The organism is Rhizorhabdus argentea, from assembly GCF_037861105.1.
GTDB classification, from domain to species: Bacteria; Pseudomonadota; Alphaproteobacteria; order Sphingomonadales; family Sphingomonadaceae; genus Rhizorhabdus; species Rhizorhabdus argentea.
In genome coordinates this window covers 178,450-194,682 of record NZ_JBANFK010000006.1, presented here as the reverse complement: position 1 = coordinate 194,682, position 16,233 = coordinate 178,450, and the positions used below count along the sequence as shown (strand labels likewise).

Genomic DNA, 16,233 nt, shown 5'->3' with positions numbered 1-16,233 from the left:
GACTTGATCGTTGGAATTTTCGTCATCCCGGACCTGATCCGGGATCTCGCTTCTTTTCTTCGTCGATCGTTTGATCGCCGGGCAAAGGCAGCGGGATCCCGGATCAGGTCCGGGATGACGGTGTTCTGGAGCGAAGGAGAGACATCGGCTAAACCGTCTTTCCAGCCCGCCCCGCGAGTTCCACCACATATTGCCATGCGACCCGGCCCGAGCGGCTCCCCCGCTGCGTCGCCCAGGCGATCGCATCGAGCGGCTGGAAGTCCAGCCCGAAGCGGGCGGCATAGCCGGCCACCATCGCGACATAGGTGTCCTGGTCGCAGACATGGAAGCCGAGCGACAGGCCGAAGCGGTCCGCGAGCGCGAGCTTGTCGTCGATCACGTCCCGCGGATTGATCGGGCTGTCCTGCTCCTTCAGATCGCGCGAGACGATATGGCGGCGATTCGCGGTGACATGGAGCCTGGCGTTGCCCGGTCGCGCCTCGGCGCCACCTTCGAGCATCGAGCGCAGCAGCCGTGGCCCTTGGCCGCCGGCCGCATCGTCGAAGCCGAGGTCGTCCAGGAACAGGATAAAGGCGCGCGGCACGTCGGCGATCGTCGCGAACAGGCGGGGCAGCATCTCGACCTTCTCGCCTGCCACTTCGATGAGCGCGATATCGTGCCCCTCGGTGCGCAGGGCTGCGACCGCGGATTTGACGAGCGCCGACTTGCCGGATCCGCGCGCACCCCAGAGCAGCACGTCATGCGCCGCCGCGCCCCTGGCAAGCCGCCGTGCATTGTCAACCAGTGCCGACTTCTGCGCGTCGATGCCGGTCAGCAGGTCGAGCGGCAGCGGCGCGAAGGCGCGCGCCGCTGCAAGGCCGCCGTCGCGCCATACATAGGCGGCATGGGCGGCGGGATCGGCATGCGGTGCGGGCAGTGGCGCAATTCGATCGAGCGCGTCGGCGATGCGGGTGAGGGTGGGGTCGGTCATCGCGGGTGGATAATCCAACACTCCTCGTCATGCCACCCCGCGGCAGGTTTTGCGACGTTCCCCACTCACCTCATTCCGTCATCCGGCGGAGGCCGGGATCTCGAAAGAGGTTCGCGACCTCAACTCCGTCCCCGACGAACGAGACCCCGGCCTCGCGGTGACGCCGCGAGCCGCACCCGCCTGATCGATAGGAAGGGTTACGCCTCGATCCCATATTGCTTGAGCAGATCGTAGAGAGTCGGCCGGCTGATTCCCAACATCTTCGCGGCACTTGAGATGTTACCCTCGCTCCGCGCCAGAGCGCGCGTGATCGCGGTGCGGTCGGCGACCTCGCGAACCGCCTTCAGGTTCAGGAAGCCCCCATCCTCCCGCTCGGGCAGCAGGTCGAGATCCTCGGCGGTGATCAGCTTGCCGTCGGCCATGATCACCGCGCGCTTTAGCTTGTTCTCCAACTCGCGGACATTGCCCGGCCAGAGCCAGCCGTCGATCGCCGCCAGCGCATCGGGTGCGAAGCCGCGAACCGGCGAACCCATGTCGCGCGCGAGCTTCTTGACCAGCACGCGTGCGATCAGCAGCGCGTCGCCGGGGCGCTCGGCGAGCGAAGGGATCCGCACCACGATCTCGGCAAGCCGATAATAGAGATCCTCGCGGAAGCGCGTCTCGGCGATCATCGCGTCGAGATTCTGATGGGTCGCGCAGACGATCCGCGTGTCGACGGGAATCGTCTTGCGGCTGCCGATCCGCTCGATCACCCGCTCTTGCAGGAAGCGCAGCAGCTTCACCTGGAGCGGCAGCGGGATGTCGCCGACCTCGTCGAGGAACAGGGTGCCGCCCTGCGCCTGCTCGATCTTGCCCTCAGTGGTCTTGATCGCGCCGGTGAAGGCGCCCTTTTCGTAGCCGAACAGCTCGGCTTCGAGCAGGTTTTCGGGGATGGCAGCGCAGTTGATCGCGACGAAACTGCCTTCGCGGCGCTTGCTGGCGCGATGCAGGCCTCGCGCCAGCACTTCCTTGCCGGTGCCGCTTGCACCGAGCAGCATGACCGAGACATCGCTGGTCGCGACTCGCTCGATCGTTCGGGCGACTTTCAGCATCGCCGGGTCGTTGGTGATCAGGCCGCCGTCCAGAGCCGCGCCGTCGCCCTGCGCCTGTAGCCGGGCATTTTCCTGCTCGAGCTCATGCAGCTGGAAGGCGCGCGCGACGATAAGGCCGAGTTCGTCGATATCGACCGGCTTATGATAATAATCATAAGCCCCGGCGGCCACGGCGCGCAGCGCGCCTTCGCGTGCGCCATGGCCGGAAGCGACGATCACCTTGGTATCGGGTTTGAGCGCAAGGATCGCGTCGAGCGTCGCGAAGCCTTCGGTAGTGCCGTTGGGGTCGGGCGGCAGGCCGAGATCAAGAGTCACCACCGCCGGCTCATAATGGCGTAACGCTTCGATTGCCGCCGCCCGGCTGGTGGCCGAGATCACGTCATAATCCTCATAGGCCCAGCGCAGTTGCTTCTGCAGGCCTTCATCGTCCTCGACGATCAGCAGGTGGGGCTTTGCGCCGGTGCTCATGCCGTCGCACCGATCTTGCCGCCGAACAGCGCCGCCAGCGGGAGGACGATGGTGAAACGGCTGCCCTGGCCCTCGCGGCTTTGCACCTCAAGCCGTCCGCCCATGCCGGCAATGATGGAGCGCGCCTCGAAGGCGCCGATGCCGAAGCCGTCCTGCTTGGTCGACGAAAAGGGGTGGAACAGCCGCGACCGGATGAACTCCGCCGACATACCGCAGCCGCGATCGATGACCTCGACTATTGCCTCCAGCCCGCGCCGCGCGATGATCAGGTCGATCGGCTCACCCCCCAGGCTCGCGTCGATCGCATTCTGGAGAAGATGGCTGAGCGCCTGCTCGAAGCGATCCGGATCGACCACCGCCATCACCTCGTCGCGTGCGCTGATCCGCACGGGATAAGCGTTGGTGCGCTCGCGCAGCAGCTCCTCGGCCAGTTCGCGCAGCGACCAGGGTGCCGGTTCGTCTGGTTGCGGCCGGTGGTGCTGCGACAGCCGCGCAAGCAGATCGTTCATCTTGCCGACCGAGTTCTTCAGTGTGTCGATCATGTCGGCCCGGAATTCCGGCTTGTCGGCATGGCGCTCGGCATTGCGCGCGAGCAGGCTCAGCTGGCTCACCAGGTTCTTGATATCATGCATGATGAACGCAAAGCGCCGGTTGAATTCGTCGAAACGCCGGGCATCGGAAAGCGCCTCCTGTCCGCGGGCCTCGGCTAGATAGCTCGCAACCTGCCGCCCCGCCACCCTCAGCAGATCATGGTCCTCGTCGTCCAGCAGCCGCGGTTCGAGCGGGCGCTCGAGCAGGGCCGCGCCGACCAAGCGGTCGAAATGGATCAGCGGTACCAGCGTCCAGCCCTGCTCCTCCGCCACCATCCACTCGGGCACCAGCGGGAGCGCGACCGCGGTTTCCCCGGAGCGCATCTGTTCGAGCTCGATCACCTCGCCCTCGGCTTCGAGATGCGCGGCGAGGTCCGCGCCGGCCGCCACCTGCGGTGCATCGAGCGACTGCCAGTTCCATCGCGCTGACGTTTCCAGCCCGCCATCGTGACTCCGCAACATCAACAAGCCGCCGGGACAGTCGAAGATATCGGCGATCGCCTTGACCGTTCGTTCCGCCAGTGCAGGCGCCGCCTCGCCGGGTTGGCCGATGGTTTCCGTAAAGCGGCGCCATTCCAGGCGATAGTCATAGCGGTGCTGGAAAAGGTGGCGGGCCACCTCCTTCTTGAACCGCTCGCGAAACCGGGTGGAGGGGAATAGCGACAGCGCAAAGGCCGAGAATGCAAATGCAATGGTGAGCTGGGGCAGCCGCTCGATATGCCCGCCCACGGCAAGCAGCCGCGCGAACAGCACCATCGCGGCCAGATAGCCGCCGCTGACCACCAAGGTCATGGTCTGGAAGCCGGCGCTACGCGAAGTCCGCATGCGATTGAGGGTGGCGAGTCGGCTGACCGTCACCAGCAACGGCGCGATCAGCACCATCATGAGGCCGCGCAGCGCGAACAGCCCCTTGGGCCAGCTGTCGATCAGATAGGCTACGGTCGCCAGGTTGAGGTCGAAGGCCCACATCACGGCGAGCGCCAGCATCGGCGAGCCCAGCCCCCACCGCGCCTCCGGCGATGCCGCAGTGTAGAGATTGTGCAGCAGGCACAACGCGCCGATGGCGATTGCGATGCGCATCGCCTGCCCCGACAGGAAGAGCCCTTCCTGAATTCGCGGGCTGCCGGAGAATAGCAGCGGCAACAGCTTGATCACCACCGCCGCCAGGATCAGCGAGGCGAGTAGCATGTAGAGCGCAAGGATCGCCGGTCGCCGCTTGCCCGCGCCCAGCGTCGGCTGGAGCGCGAACAGGAAACCGACCCAGGCTGCATCGGCCAGGCTCTTGGCCACGCTCGACGCCACGCCGCCCGCACCACTGGTGGCAACCAGCGCACACCAGAGGGCCGTCAGCCCACAGGCCAGGGTCAGCGCGATCCGGCGCGGTCCGCCCGTCCTGACAGTCGCCAGCCAGCCGACCAGGGCCGCGAACATGAACGCCGCCAGCGCGTGGCTCCACATCGTTGCGGCCTGGATGATCGGCTCGGGCAGGGCAGTGGTATAGACGGGAGCAAGCTCGACCTGGTTGGCCAGCATGGCGGCTTCGAGTCCCCGTGCCATTCGGCTATCGAGCCCCTTCGGCCCAGAGCAGCACGCGCAGCGTCTGAAGTATGATCAGCACGTCTAGGAACGGACTGTAGTTCTTCGTGTAATAAAGGTCATATTCGAGCTTGTGCCGGGCATCGTCGAGGTTGGCGCCATAGGGATAGTTGATCTGGGCCCAGCCGGTGATGCCCGGCTTGATCATGTGCCGCTCGGCATAGAAGGGGATCTGCTTTTCCAGCTCCGCGACGAACTCCGGACGTTCGGGGCGGGGGCCGACGAAACTCATGTCGCCCTTCAGCACCGTCCACATCTGCGGCAGCTCGTCGACGCGGATCAGCCGGATGATACGGCCGATCCTGGTGACCCGCGCGTCGCCCTTCTGCGCCCAGATGGCGGAACCGCCGCTCTCTGCATCCTGCCGCATCGAGCGCAGCTTCAATATCTCGAAGATTTCGCCATAGCGCCCGACCCGGCTCTGCCGGTAGAAGGCCGGCCCCGGGCTATCCAGCTTGATCAGCATCGCCGTCGCCAGGATGACCGGCGCGGTAATCGCGAGCAGCAGCGCGCTCACCGCAAGATCGAAGCCGCGCTTGAGGATCAGCGACAGTTGCCGCCCCGACGAAAAACCATCGGAGAAAATGAGCCAGGACGGCCGCACCGTGTCGAGGTCGATGCGACCGGTTTCGCGCTCGAGAAAGTCGGCTATGTCGGTGACATGGACGCCCGTGGTCTTCAGTCGCAGCAACGCATCGACCGGCACGGTATTGCGGCGTTCGTCCAGGGCGAGGACGACTTCGTTGGCCGCGGTCTTCTCGACCAGGTCGGCCAGGCTCTCGATGTCGGTGCGCGAGATGGCGGCTTCGATCTGGGCCGGTGCGTCCTTCATGTCCACGCAGCCGACGATCACGAAGGCCGCGCCAGCGCGTCGTTCCATATCGGCGAGCCGCTTGGCGTTCCGGCCCGCGCCGAGCAGAAGTACGCGGCGCTTGAACATGTCGCCGCTGACGAAGCCGCCGAGCAGGACGCGGACCGCCAGCAGCAGGACGACCGCCAGCACCATCGCGTAGACCGAATTGGAGCGCCACAGCGTCATGCCTGGGGCGATGAAGTGGAGCACCGAAATCAGGATCACGCCGAGCGATATCGCGACCAGCAGCCGCGCTGCGGCGAAGCGGAAGGTCTGCAGCGAGTCCGCCGCATAGACGCCCACGCCGATCATCGCCGCCTGTACCGAGAAGGCGAAGGTCAGCAATTGCGGAATATGGTTCGCAAACGGGCCCGGATCGATACCGATCTGGCGCAACCGGAGCACCCACCCCGCCTCTGCCACTAGCAGCAGGACCGCAAGATCGACGAAACATAGCACCAGTACGGGATAGGCTATGTAATGTTTGAATAGCCTGATCATCGCCGACGCCGCACCACAACCGGTTTCATACCCCCGAACATGAAACCCCCTTGCCGCCCGTATATTACTCATCCGATAACGGCATTATCCTTCTGGACCATGGAGCCCGTCATTTCTACCACCTTAATAACACCGGTTATCCTCTCGGGTGGCTCGGGTACGCGGTTGTGGCCGCTATCACGCTCCCGGAAACCGAAACAGCTGCTCGCCCTGACCGGCGACCGCACCATGCTGCAGATGACCGTGGCGCGGTGTCCCGATGCGGGCCGCTTCGGCAAGACGATCGTCGTCACGAACACGCTCCACGGCGAGGAGATCGCCGCGCAGATGCACGACTGCATGCCGTCCGCGATCATCCTAGAGCCCGCCGGCCGCAACACCGCGCCGGCGATCGCGCTTGCCGCGCTGGAGGCTGCGCCCGATGCAGCGCTGCTGGTAATGCCCAGCGACCATGTGATCGATGACGTGCCCGCCTTCCATGCCGCAATCGATGCGGCGATGCCGCTGGTCCAGCAGGGCTGGCTCGTCACCTTCGGCATCACGCCGGACAAGCCGGAAACCGGCTATGGCTATATCCGTCGCGGCGCACCGGTTGCACCCGGAGTGCACAAGGTCTCTGCCTTCGTCGAGAAGCCCGACCTGGCCCGTGCGACCACCTATCTGGCGGAGGGCGATTATAGCTGGAATGGCGGCATCTTCCTGTTCCGGGCCGATGCCTATCTGGCAGCGCTTCGGCAATATCAACCGGCGATGGTCGATGCGGTCGGGGCTTCGCTTGCCGGTGCGGCACGAGACGGCGTGTTCATCTCACCCGCGCGCGACGCCTTTCTGGGCTGTGCGTCCGAATCGATCGACTATGCGGTGATGGAGAAGGCCGAGCAGGTTGCGGTGGTGCCGGTCGAAATGGGCTGGTCGGATGTCGGCAGCTGGGACGCGTTGCATGCGCTCGGCCTGGGCGACGAGCAGGGCAATGTCGTCCACGGCGACGTCGTGACGATCGACAGCCGCGATTGCCTGGTCCGCAGCGAAGGACCGGTGGTGACGATGGTCGGTGTCGAGGATCTCATCGTCGTTGCGACCCGCGATGCGGTGATGATCCTGCCGCGCGGATCGAGCCAGGACGTCAAGCGCATCGTGGAAGAACTCAAGGCCAGGGGCCATGAGACGCTCGACACGCCGTTCTAGCCGAAGCCTAATCTGCGATGAAGGAGAAGGGCGTGATTCCGCGTTCGCGCTCGTTGATGGTGAGCGTGCGGCCGATCGGCGGCGCGGCACGCTGGACACATTCGACGCGCTGGCAGTGGGTGCAGCCGAGCCCGATCCGCTCCGCCGGGCCCGACAAATCTATTCCGCGGGCGAGGGCCAGGGCATTTGCATGCTCGGCGCCCAAACCCAGGGCGACGACATGCTCCGCGGCCGGAACATCGGCGGCGCCGCCGTGATGGCGCACGCTGCGTGCGATCGTGAACCAGCGCGAGCCGTCCTCAAGTTCGGCGATCTGGCGGATCAGCCGGCCGGGCTGGTCGAAGGCATGATGGATTGCCCAGAGCGGACAGCGGTGGACCGCGTCGATCAGCGACGATCCGCTGGCGCCAGCATAGCCCTTGGATAGCTGGCCGGCGCGGTCGATCCGCAGCATGAAGAAGGGTAGCCCGCGCGCGCCGACGCGCTGCAGCGTCGTCAGGCGGTGGGCGACCTGCTCATAGCCTGCGCCGAAGCGCCGCTGCAGCAGCTGGATATCATAGCCGGTGGTTTCGCAAGCCCGCAGAAAGCGGCCGTAGGGCATCATCAGCGCGGCGGCGAAATAGGCGCTGACATGCCGCCGATAGAGCCGTTCGGCCGGCCGGTCGCCGAAGGCGGCACCGACCACCAGCGCCTCGATCTCCGCCTTCGCCTCGATCTGGGCGAGCTGGAACGCGGCCTGGAAGCTGCGCGCGGCAGGATCGAGCAGTTCGGAGAGCTGTAGCTGCCGGGCATGCAGGTCGAGCCGGCGCAGCCGGTCGGGCATCACGTCGAACGGCAATATGCGAATGGTGAGCTGATGCTTGACCCGCAGCCGCTCGGCAATGGCGCCGTAGAGGTCGCCTGCGCCGATGCGCAGTTCGTCGGCCAGCGCCTCCGCATGGGCGTCGAGATCGGCGAAATGGTTGCGCCACCGCTCGATCTCACGCCGCACCGCGCCGACCGGCCCTGGGCCCTGCTGCTCCCCGCCGCCGCCTTCGCGCCAGCGGTCGAACAGTCGGGCAAAGGCTTCGGCGGCGGCAGGAGCATTGTCGATCCAAGCCTCCAGCTCGGTGCGGTCGATCGACAGGTCGGCAAACAACGGGTCCGACAGCCGGCGTCGCATCGCGGCGGAGCCGCCGCCCGGCTCCTCCTGACTCAAGCTGCGGATGTCGAAGTCGAACAGCTCCGCAAGGCGGACGATCAGGCCGGCGGTAAGCGGCCGCCTATTGCCCTCGATCAGGGCGAGATAGCTGTCGGAAATGCCCAGCATCTCGGCCATGCCCTGCTGGGTAAGCCCCTGGTCCCGGCGCAGCCGCTTGATGCGCGGACCCGCCAATATCCCTTGTTTAGCCATGGCAACGCCCCGCCCAATCCGTAAGATGTTTACAATGTTACACGCACATTGCCAAATTGCGAGACATGTGGACATGAAAATACGGTTTCAGCTGCTGGCATGGCTTCAAATTTCCGCCTTAGATGAAGGGGAAGCGAATTCATGATGGCAGTACCGGCCGCCGACGCTTGTAAGCCAGATCCGTTCTTTTCCTGGGGAGGAAGAGAAAACGCCCGTCAGGCCTGGCCTGGCGGGCGTCTTGTCTTACCGGATATGCCGGTAATTCGCGCAGCGCCGCTCCGCACGAACGCGCAATTGCGCCCACCGCAATTCTGCGCCATCAGGGACCATCGGGGACGTTGACGAGGATATGCATGTGAGCCACCCCCCCACGGGCACACGGGTCCTGATCGTGGAAGATGATACGATCATCGCCATGACGGCGGAAGACATGCTTGACGAAGTCGGCTGCAAGACCGCCGCGGTGGCGGGAACCGTTGCCGAAGCGCTGGCGCGCGCCGACGACACCGAGTTCGACATTGCGCTGCTCGATCTCAACCTGCGTGACGAGAACAGCCTGCCGGTCGCTCAGCGCCTCCGTGACAATGGGAAGCGCTTCATCTTCGCCACGGGCTATGACGGACTTCCCCCCGGCAGCGGTTTCGCAGACGCGCCGGTGATATCCAAGCCTTACCGGATCGAGCAGCTTGCCTCGATGATCGCCCAAACGCTGCAGGCATGACCCGCGGCAGGTTTCCACAATAGCGGGAGCGGCGGCGTCAAGTCTTCGCCAGCACCGTCAGCGCGGCGGTGGTCATCGCCTCGACGGCGGTCGAGATCACCGCTTCGGCGTCGGGGGCCCAGAACGGGCTGTGAATCGACGGTAGCCTGCTGATGTCGCCGCCCGCGGCTTCCCACTTGTCCTTGCGCACGCCGCCCACCCAGAACAGCATCGACTGTATCGAGGTGTCCGCCAGGTAGAACTCGCTGAAGTCCTCGCCGCCCATCTGGGCGCGCACCGGCTGCACCCGATCCTTGCCGAAACGCGCGGTGAATATCTCGGCCATCCTGGTGGTGATCTCATGAGTGTTGAACGTGGCCTGCGTACGCTGGTCCTGCAGCGTGACGACCGGAAGCTGGTCGTCGGCCATGCCGGCGGCGATGGCCTCGCCCCTGGCGATGCGGGCTATGCCGTCGAGCAGGTGCTGGCGCACCTCCGGCTTATAGGATCGCACGGTGATCTGGAGCTTGGCTTCGGGCGGTATGATGTTGTGCTTGGTGCCGGCCTGGAAGCTGCCGACGGTGACCACGCCCGACTCGAGCGGATCGGTCTCCCGCGAGATCAATGTCTGCAGCGTCGTCACGATCCGCGCCGCGGTGACGATCGGGTCCTTTGCGAGATGCGGATAACCGCCATGTCCGCCGACCCCCCTCACCAGCACGTCGACCGAGTCAACGTTCGCCATGACATAGCCATCGACATAGCCGATCGTCCCTGCCGGCAGCGACGCCGAGTCATGGAAGGCGATCACCGTGCCCGGCTTGGGAAAGCGGCTATAGAGCCCGTCCTTGAGCATGGCGCGCGCGCCGGAGCCGATCTCCTCCGCTGGCTGGCCGATCATCACCAGCGTGCCCGACCAGCGATCCTTCATCGCGGCCATACGCCGGGCAATGCCGATCCAACTGGTCATGTGGGTATCGTGGCCGCACGCGTGCATCACTCCCGTGGTCTGGCTGGCATAGGGGAGGCCGGTCTGTTCGGTGACGGGCAGGGCGTCCATGTCCGCGCGCAGCAGCAGAACCGGTCCCGGGCCGTTCTTCATCACCGCGACGACGCCGGTGCCGCCAACGCCGCTCGTGACCGTGAAACCGGCCTTCTTCGCTTCGGCAGCCATGATCCCGGCACTGCGCCCTTCCTTGAAGCTCAGCTCGGGATGGACATGGAGATCGCGATAGATGGCGATCAGGCTCGGCAGATCCGCCGCCACCGCCTGGCTGAGCGGATCGGCGCGACCCGGTGCTGCCGCAAGCGAGGCGGCCAGCGCGAGGAGGGGCAATACCGCTTTCATGCTATCCCTTCGGGGTGAGTTCGAGGATGTCGATCGTCGACTCCCAGCGAGGATAGGGGAAGGCGATCCTCCAGCGCCGCGGGCCGACTCGCTCGACGATGCCCGCCATGTCGCGTTCGGCATCGCGGCCGTAGGGCAACGGCCGTGCCTCGTCGCCCAGCGTCATTGCGCCGAGGAAGATCATCCGCGCGCCTTCGTCGGGGAAGATGTCGCCGACAGGACGCTGCGAGCCGTCGATCTTGGCGAGATGGATCCGTCCATCCTCGGCCGTTATCCGGCAGGTGAATGGCGGATAGGCGACGAAATCGAGCATGCCTTCCGTCTGTGCCCCCATCTTGACGACGCGGCAGTTATAATCGCCGGGGGGCGCCACCGGATCGTCGAGCGCGAAATCGGGTTTGAGCAGCGCGCCCTGCGCCGCGATCTGCGCGCCTCTGCCCGCGGCTGTCGCCTTTTCGAGACCGGTGATCCAGGCGGAGCGCCATCGCGCCAGCCGCTCCCGATCGGCCGGCGTCACAATCGCATGCCAGTCATTGGGGTGCGGCTTGGGCGCCTTGGTCTCGAGCGATTTGCCGCCGCAGCCCGCCAGCATCAGCAACACGGACAGCACCGGGGCGACTCTCGAACGCAACAAGCGATCGTCTCCTCTCGCTCAAAGAAACGCAGCCTGCCCCGGCCCGCCGCGCTTGGCAAGCGCCGCGGAATTCCGCAGTTAGTCTAGCTTCCTATTGCGCGGTCCAGCCGCCATCGATCGACATGTTGGCTCCCGTGATCGACGCCGCTTCGTCACGACACAGATAGAGCGCCATCGCCGCGACCTGCTCGACCGTGACGAACTGCTTGGTGGGCTGGCCGGCGAGGAGGACGTCGTTCATCACCTGCTCCCTGGTCATGCCGCGCGCCTTCATCGTGTCGGGGATCTGCTTTTCGACCAGCGGCGTCCAGACATAGCCGGGGCTGATGCAGTTGGCGGTAACGCCGAAGGTCGCCGCCTCGAGTGCGATCGTCTTGGTCAGGCCGGCAAGCCCGTGCTTGGCGGTGACATAGGCCGACTTGAACGGGGAAGCGGTGAGCGAATGGGCCGAGGCGGTCTGGATGATCCGGCCCCACTTCTTGGATTTCATCCACGGCAGCGCGAGCCGCGTGGTGTGGAAGGCGCTGGTCAGGTTCAGCGCGATGATCAGGTCCCATTTGTCGACCGGAAAATCCTCGATCGGCGCGACATGCTGGACGCCGGCGTTGTTGATCAGGATGTCCACCCCGCCGAACGCGGCGGCGGCCTCGGCCATCATCGCCTCGATCTGATCGGTCTTCGACAGATCATGCCCGCTGTAGAGCGCGCGCGCGCCGCTCAGCACCTCCAGCCCCTTGCGCTCCTCCTCGATGGCAGCCGCATCGCCGAAGCCGTTGATAACGACATTCGCGCCTTCGCCCGCGATCGCCTTGGCGTAAGCGAGGCCGATTCCCGAGGTGGAACCCGTGATCAGCGCAGTCTTGCCCTTCAGGAACATGGGTCTTTCTCCGTCGAGTTGATTGTCAGATGAGATCGAACGCGGCCGTCTTGCCGTCATAGATGTTGCGGGCGATCAGGCCCGACTTGGTCATCGTCTCGGCAATCGCAGCACGGCCTGCGGCGATGTGATCCCGCATCGTGCGTTGCGAGAACTCATAGTCGCGCGATCCGCCTTCCCAGGCGTTGGCGCGGTAGATGAGCTGGACGAGGCTGAGGCTCGACTCTCGCGTCGCCGCCCGCAGCGCGACCACGTCCGGGTCGTCGGCCATGTCGGCGGGTAACTTGTCGAGCAGCTTCGCAACCCGCTGATTCTCACGGCGGGCGCGGATGAGCTGGTTCGAGATCTGGCGGGTGCGGCTGGAAAAGCGAATCTCTTTTTCGCGTGCCAGAACGTCGAGCATCGTCCTGGGTGGTTCATCCTGTGCGGAGAACAGGTCCACCTGAAATATGAGCATGTCGGCGTGCTGATGATCGACGATATGGCTGAGCGGCGTGTTCGATACCAGGCCGCCGTCCCACCAGAGCTTGCCATCGATCTCGACCGGCGGAAGACCCGGCGGCAGCGCGCCCGAGGCCATGATGTGGCGGGCGTCGATGCGCTCGCAGCGGTTGTCGAAGTAGTGGAAATTGCCGCTCTCGACCTCCACCGCGCCGACCGAAAGGCGCATCGGTCCGTCATTGAGAAGGTCCCAGTCGACCAGTTCGTCGAGCGTCGCGGCAAGCGGCGCGCTGTCGTAGAAACTCAGCGCTTCGATCGAACCCGGTGGCGCCAGCAGCGGCGGCAGCCATCGCGGCCGGAAAAAGCCGGGCACGCCGAACATGGCCACCATCGCCGCCGCCGTCTGGTGCAGCGCCTCGCGGCCAAAATCGCCGTCGAGGATCCCCAGCGCCGGCAGCGCGCCGGTGATCCGGTCCCAGAAGGCATGCAGCCGCTCGAGCCGCCTGCCAGGGGGATTGCCCGCGATGATCGCCGCGTTGACCGCCCCGATCGAAATCCCCGCAACCCAGTCGATTTCGATCTGGGCCGAATCGAGCGCTTCGAATACGCCGACCTGGAACGCGCCCAGGGCGCCGCCGCCCTGCAGCACCAGCGCCACCACATCGGGCAGCGGCATGCCGGTCGCGGCGCGCTTCACGGTTTCGGCATCGGCCATGTCGCTCTTGTGGGCCCGATGCTGCAGCGCATCAAGAGCAAGCTGCGGTTGACGTCGAGCGCAGTGTCCGCACCAGCTGACCTCTAGGAGAGATGGCTCTGTACCCTCATGTGCTGTTGCATCGCGACCGCGCTGCGGGTAGAGGAGGCGCCCGGCGTGCGGGGCTGTAGCTCAGATGGGAGAGCGCTGCAATCGCACTGCAGAGGTCAGGGGTTCGATTCCCCTCAGCTCCACCACCCGCGCCGTCGATTTTTCTGATATTGATGACGGCTGGCCCGAGTGTGCCGATGCTTCGGGTGCGCCAACCCGGATGAGTTCCGGCGGAAGATGGGCGTTAGGCGCTTGCGCCTGAACCTGATCGGAGTGCAGCTCCCGCAGACTGCGTGCAAGCATTACCGGACCACGCCAACGGGGGGTCTGTTAAGTAACAACCCCCCGGCAAACGCATAATGACGATCTTGCCGTGTTACGCGAATTTCGACTCCGGCAATTCCTTCAACCTGCGCTCATATTCGGCAGCCAATGCATTGTAGGATCGAGCCGTATTCTCATCCTGAGCCCCTTGGGCTTTCTCTGTTGCATGCCTCAACTTCTGCGAGAAGTAGGCTCGGTCCATGTCGTCTAGCATCATCTCTCCTTTTGGCTGCTTTGGCAGCTCAGAGCTTGCGAGTAGGTGATTCGCCAGGCGCCAGCAATTACCCATGTGAGTATCTTCCGGTCCTTGTCAGACCTGCTCGACCCGATGCTTCAGCGACCCGCCTTCAGCCATGCTCTAGATATGTCGAGATGGTTGGTGTCGGTCGAACAGGGAAAATGCCATGCAACCTCACCCGTGACTGCGCGACACCAAGCTGGGTGGCGGCTTTGCGGATGGGTTGACCGCGCTGTAGGCTATCGATCACACCCGGCATCGTGCAAGCCGGTGGGGCCCTCAGTCCGTGGTTGGGGTAACGACAGGGTCCACCCGAAGGAGGAGAGATTAATGACCATCGAAGACCGACTGCAGCGCATGGAGGACATCCAGGAGATCACGCGCCTCAAGACGCGCTACACCGAACTGGCCGACAGCAGCGCGGACAAGCTGCATAACGGTCCGCAGATGGGCGCACTTTTCACCGAAGATGCGGTCTTTCACATCGTCGCGACCGGTGCCCCGCCGTTGATCGGCTCGGCCGCGATCACGGAACGGTACAATGATGACACGCTTTATCCCTATTCCTATCATCTGCTCGGCAACCCCCACATTGAAGTGAGCGGCGACAGCGGCAAAGGCCGGTGGCATGCCGCGGTCATCTTCAATAAGCGCGAAGTCGGCTCGATGTGGACGACCGCTTTTTACGAGGACGAGTTCGTCCGGACAGCCGATGGCTGGCGGATCAAGAGCTTGCGCTGCACGGCATCGGCATTCGCGCCGTTCGGACAGGGGTGGTGAGCGCACCATCGGCGGCCGCTCGATCCGGCGGCCTGGGAAGAACCTAAGCCTCGGCTGATCGCGGGCTGTCGAAGCTGCCGGCGACGAGTTTCACTGCTGGACCTTTCATTCCGACGACCTCATTGATTGCACAGCCAGGGTTTTTATCTCCGCATTGAGGACCTGGTATGCCCGCACGGCGCCGGTGCAATCGCGGAAGCCCCCTGTCGTCGGACGATCGGGCGGGGTGCTGCCTGCTTTTGAAAGAGTGGCGACGATGATGAAGACGCGGTTTACGGAGATGTTCGGAGTCGAGCATCCTATTGCGCAAGGCGGCATGCAATGGGTCGGCACGGCGGAACTCGTTTCCGCGGTTGCGAACGCCGGGGCACTCGGTTTTCTGACGGCGCTGACCCAGCCTACACCGGAGGCGCTGGTGCGCGAGATTGCCCGAACGCGCGACATGACCGACAAGCCGTTCGGGGTGAATCTGACTATCCTGCCATCGATAAATCCGCCCCCTTATGACGAGTATCGCCGCGCGATCATCGAGAGCGGAATCAAGGCGGTCGAAACCGCAGGCTACAAGCCCCAGGAACATGTCGACGCCTTCAGGGCACATGGCATCAAAGTGATCCATAAATGTACGGCAGTGCGCTATGCGCTGTCAGCCGAGCGCATGGGCGTCGACGCGGTGTCGATCGATGGCTTCGAATGTGCCGGCCATCCCGGTGAGGACGATGTTCCGGGGCTGATCCTGATCCCTGCGGCGGCCGACAAGGTCAAGATTCCCATGCTGGCGTCGGGCGGATTCGCCGACGGCCGCGGTCTCGTCGCCGCCCTTGCACTCGGGGCCGACGGCATCAACATGGGGACGCGGTTCTGCGCCACCAAGGAAGCGCCGATCCACGACAACATCAAGCAGGCAATCGTAAGCAACGACGAGCGGGCAACCGAACTGCTGTTCCGCAGCTATCGCAACACGGCCCGCGTCGCGAAGAACGGCGTCGCTCTGGAGGCGGTCCGCATCGAACGCGAGGGCAATCCCTTCGAGGCGATCTCGCATCTGGTCAAGGGCGCGCGTGGGCGCGAAGGGCTGATCAACGGGGATCCCGAGCATGGCATCTGGACTGCCGGAATGGTGCAGGGCCTCATCCACGACATCCCCTCCGTCGCCGATCTGGTGACCACGATCGTCGGGGATGCCGAACGCTTGATTGCAGGGCGCCTGGCGGGATTTACGACCACTGCCGATCAGCGACATAGTCAGCCGGCGTAATAGGGTGGGTGCCTGCGGCTCAGGGGCGCGAACAGCGAAAATGGCGGAGAGGGTGGGATTCGAACCCACGGTACCCTTGCGGGCACAACGGTTTTCGAGACCGCCCCGATCGACCACTCCGGCACCTCTCCGCAGAGGAGCAAGCAAGGGGCCGTGGGGCCGCTCGCCAGTCGATAGGGGC

The 16,233-nt window shown here is 64.9% G+C and carries 13 protein-coding genes and 2 tRNA genes; 5 read left to right on the top strand and 10 right to left on the bottom strand.

What is annotated here, in order from left to right:
- Positions 1-148: 148 nt before the first annotated feature.
- The 4 genes from AAC645_RS08100 to AAC645_RS08085 all read right to left on the bottom strand — a co-directional run bounded on the left by AAC645_RS08100 (position 149) and on the right by AAC645_RS08085 (position 6,069).
- On the bottom strand, positions 149-970 hold the full coding sequence (locus tag AAC645_RS08100; protein WP_340315135.1) for an ATP-binding protein: 822 nt from the start codon (positions 968-970) through the stop codon (positions 149-151).
- A 197-nt stretch (positions 971-1,167) separates the two neighbouring features.
- Positions 1,168-2,529 carry a PEP-CTERM-box response regulator transcription factor gene (gene prsR / locus AAC645_RS08095; RefSeq protein WP_340315133.1) on the bottom strand — a complete coding sequence of 454 codons (1,362 nt, stop codon included), beginning with the start codon at positions 2,527-2,529 and terminating at the stop codon, positions 1,168-1,170.
- Positions 2,526-4,676: an XrtA/PEP-CTERM system histidine kinase PrsK gene (gene prsK, locus AAC645_RS08090; RefSeq protein ID WP_340315131.1), complete on the bottom strand. Its 2,151-nt coding sequence runs from the start codon at positions 4,674-4,676 to the stop codon at positions 2,526-2,528. Before prsK ends, prsR begins: the two co-directional genes overlap by 4 nt.
- A 4-nt stretch (positions 4,677-4,680) precedes the next feature.
- Positions 4,681-6,069, bottom strand: a complete 1,389-nt coding sequence (locus tag AAC645_RS08085; RefSeq protein WP_340315129.1) for a TIGR03013 family XrtA/PEP-CTERM system glycosyltransferase — start codon at positions 6,067-6,069, stop codon at positions 4,681-4,683.
- A 99-nt stretch (positions 6,070-6,168) separates the two neighbouring features.
- Between AAC645_RS08085 and AAC645_RS08080 the strand changes: the two genes are divergently transcribed.
- Complete coding sequence (locus tag AAC645_RS08080; protein WP_340315128.1) at positions 6,169-7,254, top strand: mannose-1-phosphate guanylyltransferase/mannose-6-phosphate isomerase; 1,086 nt, start codon at positions 6,169-6,171, stop codon at positions 7,252-7,254.
- Positions 7,255-7,261: 7 nt separating this feature from the next.
- Here the strand turns inward: AAC645_RS08080 and AAC645_RS08075 are convergent, their stop codons facing one another.
- Positions 7,262-8,647, bottom strand: coding sequence for a helix-turn-helix domain-containing protein (locus tag AAC645_RS08075; protein WP_340315126.1), 1,386 nt, complete (start codon positions 8,645-8,647; stop codon positions 7,262-7,264).
- A 355-nt stretch (positions 8,648-9,002) separates the two neighbouring features.
- Between AAC645_RS08075 and AAC645_RS08070 the strand changes: the two genes are divergently transcribed.
- The gene (locus tag AAC645_RS08070) at positions 9,003-9,368 is read left to right on the top strand and encodes a response regulator (protein ID WP_340315124.1); all 366 of its coding nucleotides are present in this window, start codon (positions 9,003-9,005) and stop codon (positions 9,366-9,368) included.
- A gap of 37 nt (positions 9,369-9,405) precedes the next feature.
- On the opposite strand, the gene AAC645_RS08065 is transcribed toward AAC645_RS08070, so the two are convergent.
- The 4 genes from AAC645_RS08065 to AAC645_RS08050 all read right to left on the bottom strand — a co-directional run bounded on the left by AAC645_RS08065 (position 9,406) and on the right by AAC645_RS08050 (position 13,362).
- Positions 9,406-10,695, bottom strand: coding sequence for an amidohydrolase (locus AAC645_RS08065; RefSeq protein ID WP_340315122.1), 1,290 nt, complete (start codon positions 10,693-10,695; stop codon positions 9,406-9,408).
- Position 10,696: 1 nt separating this feature from the next.
- Complete coding sequence (locus AAC645_RS08060) at positions 10,697-11,329, bottom strand: DUF4893 domain-containing protein (RefSeq protein WP_340315120.1); 633 nt, start codon at positions 11,327-11,329, stop codon at positions 10,697-10,699.
- 91 nt (positions 11,330-11,420) lie between these two features.
- Positions 11,421-12,206 carry a 3-hydroxybutyrate dehydrogenase gene (locus AAC645_RS08055; RefSeq protein ID WP_340315119.1) on the bottom strand — a complete coding sequence of 262 codons (786 nt, stop codon included), beginning with the start codon at positions 12,204-12,206 and terminating at the stop codon, positions 11,421-11,423.
- 25 nt (positions 12,207-12,231) lie between these two features.
- The gene (locus AAC645_RS08050) at positions 12,232-13,362 is read right to left on the bottom strand and encodes a patatin-like phospholipase family protein (protein ID WP_340315118.1); all 1,131 of its coding nucleotides are present in this window, start codon (positions 13,360-13,362) and stop codon (positions 12,232-12,234) included.
- A 160-nt stretch (positions 13,363-13,522) separates the two neighbouring features.
- On the opposite strand from AAC645_RS08050, the gene AAC645_RS08045 reads away from it, so the two are divergent.
- The 3 genes from AAC645_RS08045 to AAC645_RS08035 all read left to right on the top strand — a co-directional run bounded on the left by AAC645_RS08045 (position 13,523) and on the right by AAC645_RS08035 (position 16,052).
- A tRNA-Ala gene (locus AAC645_RS08045) sits at positions 13,523-13,598 on the top strand.
- A 746-nt stretch (positions 13,599-14,344) separates the two neighbouring features.
- Positions 14,345-14,794: a nuclear transport factor 2 family protein gene (locus tag AAC645_RS08040; protein WP_340315117.1), complete on the top strand. Its 450-nt coding sequence runs from the start codon at positions 14,345-14,347 to the stop codon at positions 14,792-14,794.
- 256 nt (positions 14,795-15,050) lie between these two features.
- On the top strand, positions 15,051-16,052 hold the full coding sequence (locus tag AAC645_RS08035; protein WP_340315116.1) for an NAD(P)H-dependent flavin oxidoreductase: 1,002 nt from the start codon (positions 15,051-15,053) through the stop codon (positions 16,050-16,052).
- 41 nt (positions 16,053-16,093) lie between these two features.
- Here AAC645_RS08035 and AAC645_RS08030 read toward each other — a convergent pair.
- A tRNA-Ser gene (locus AAC645_RS08030) sits at positions 16,094-16,183 on the bottom strand.
- Positions 16,184-16,233 lie beyond the last annotated feature (50 nt).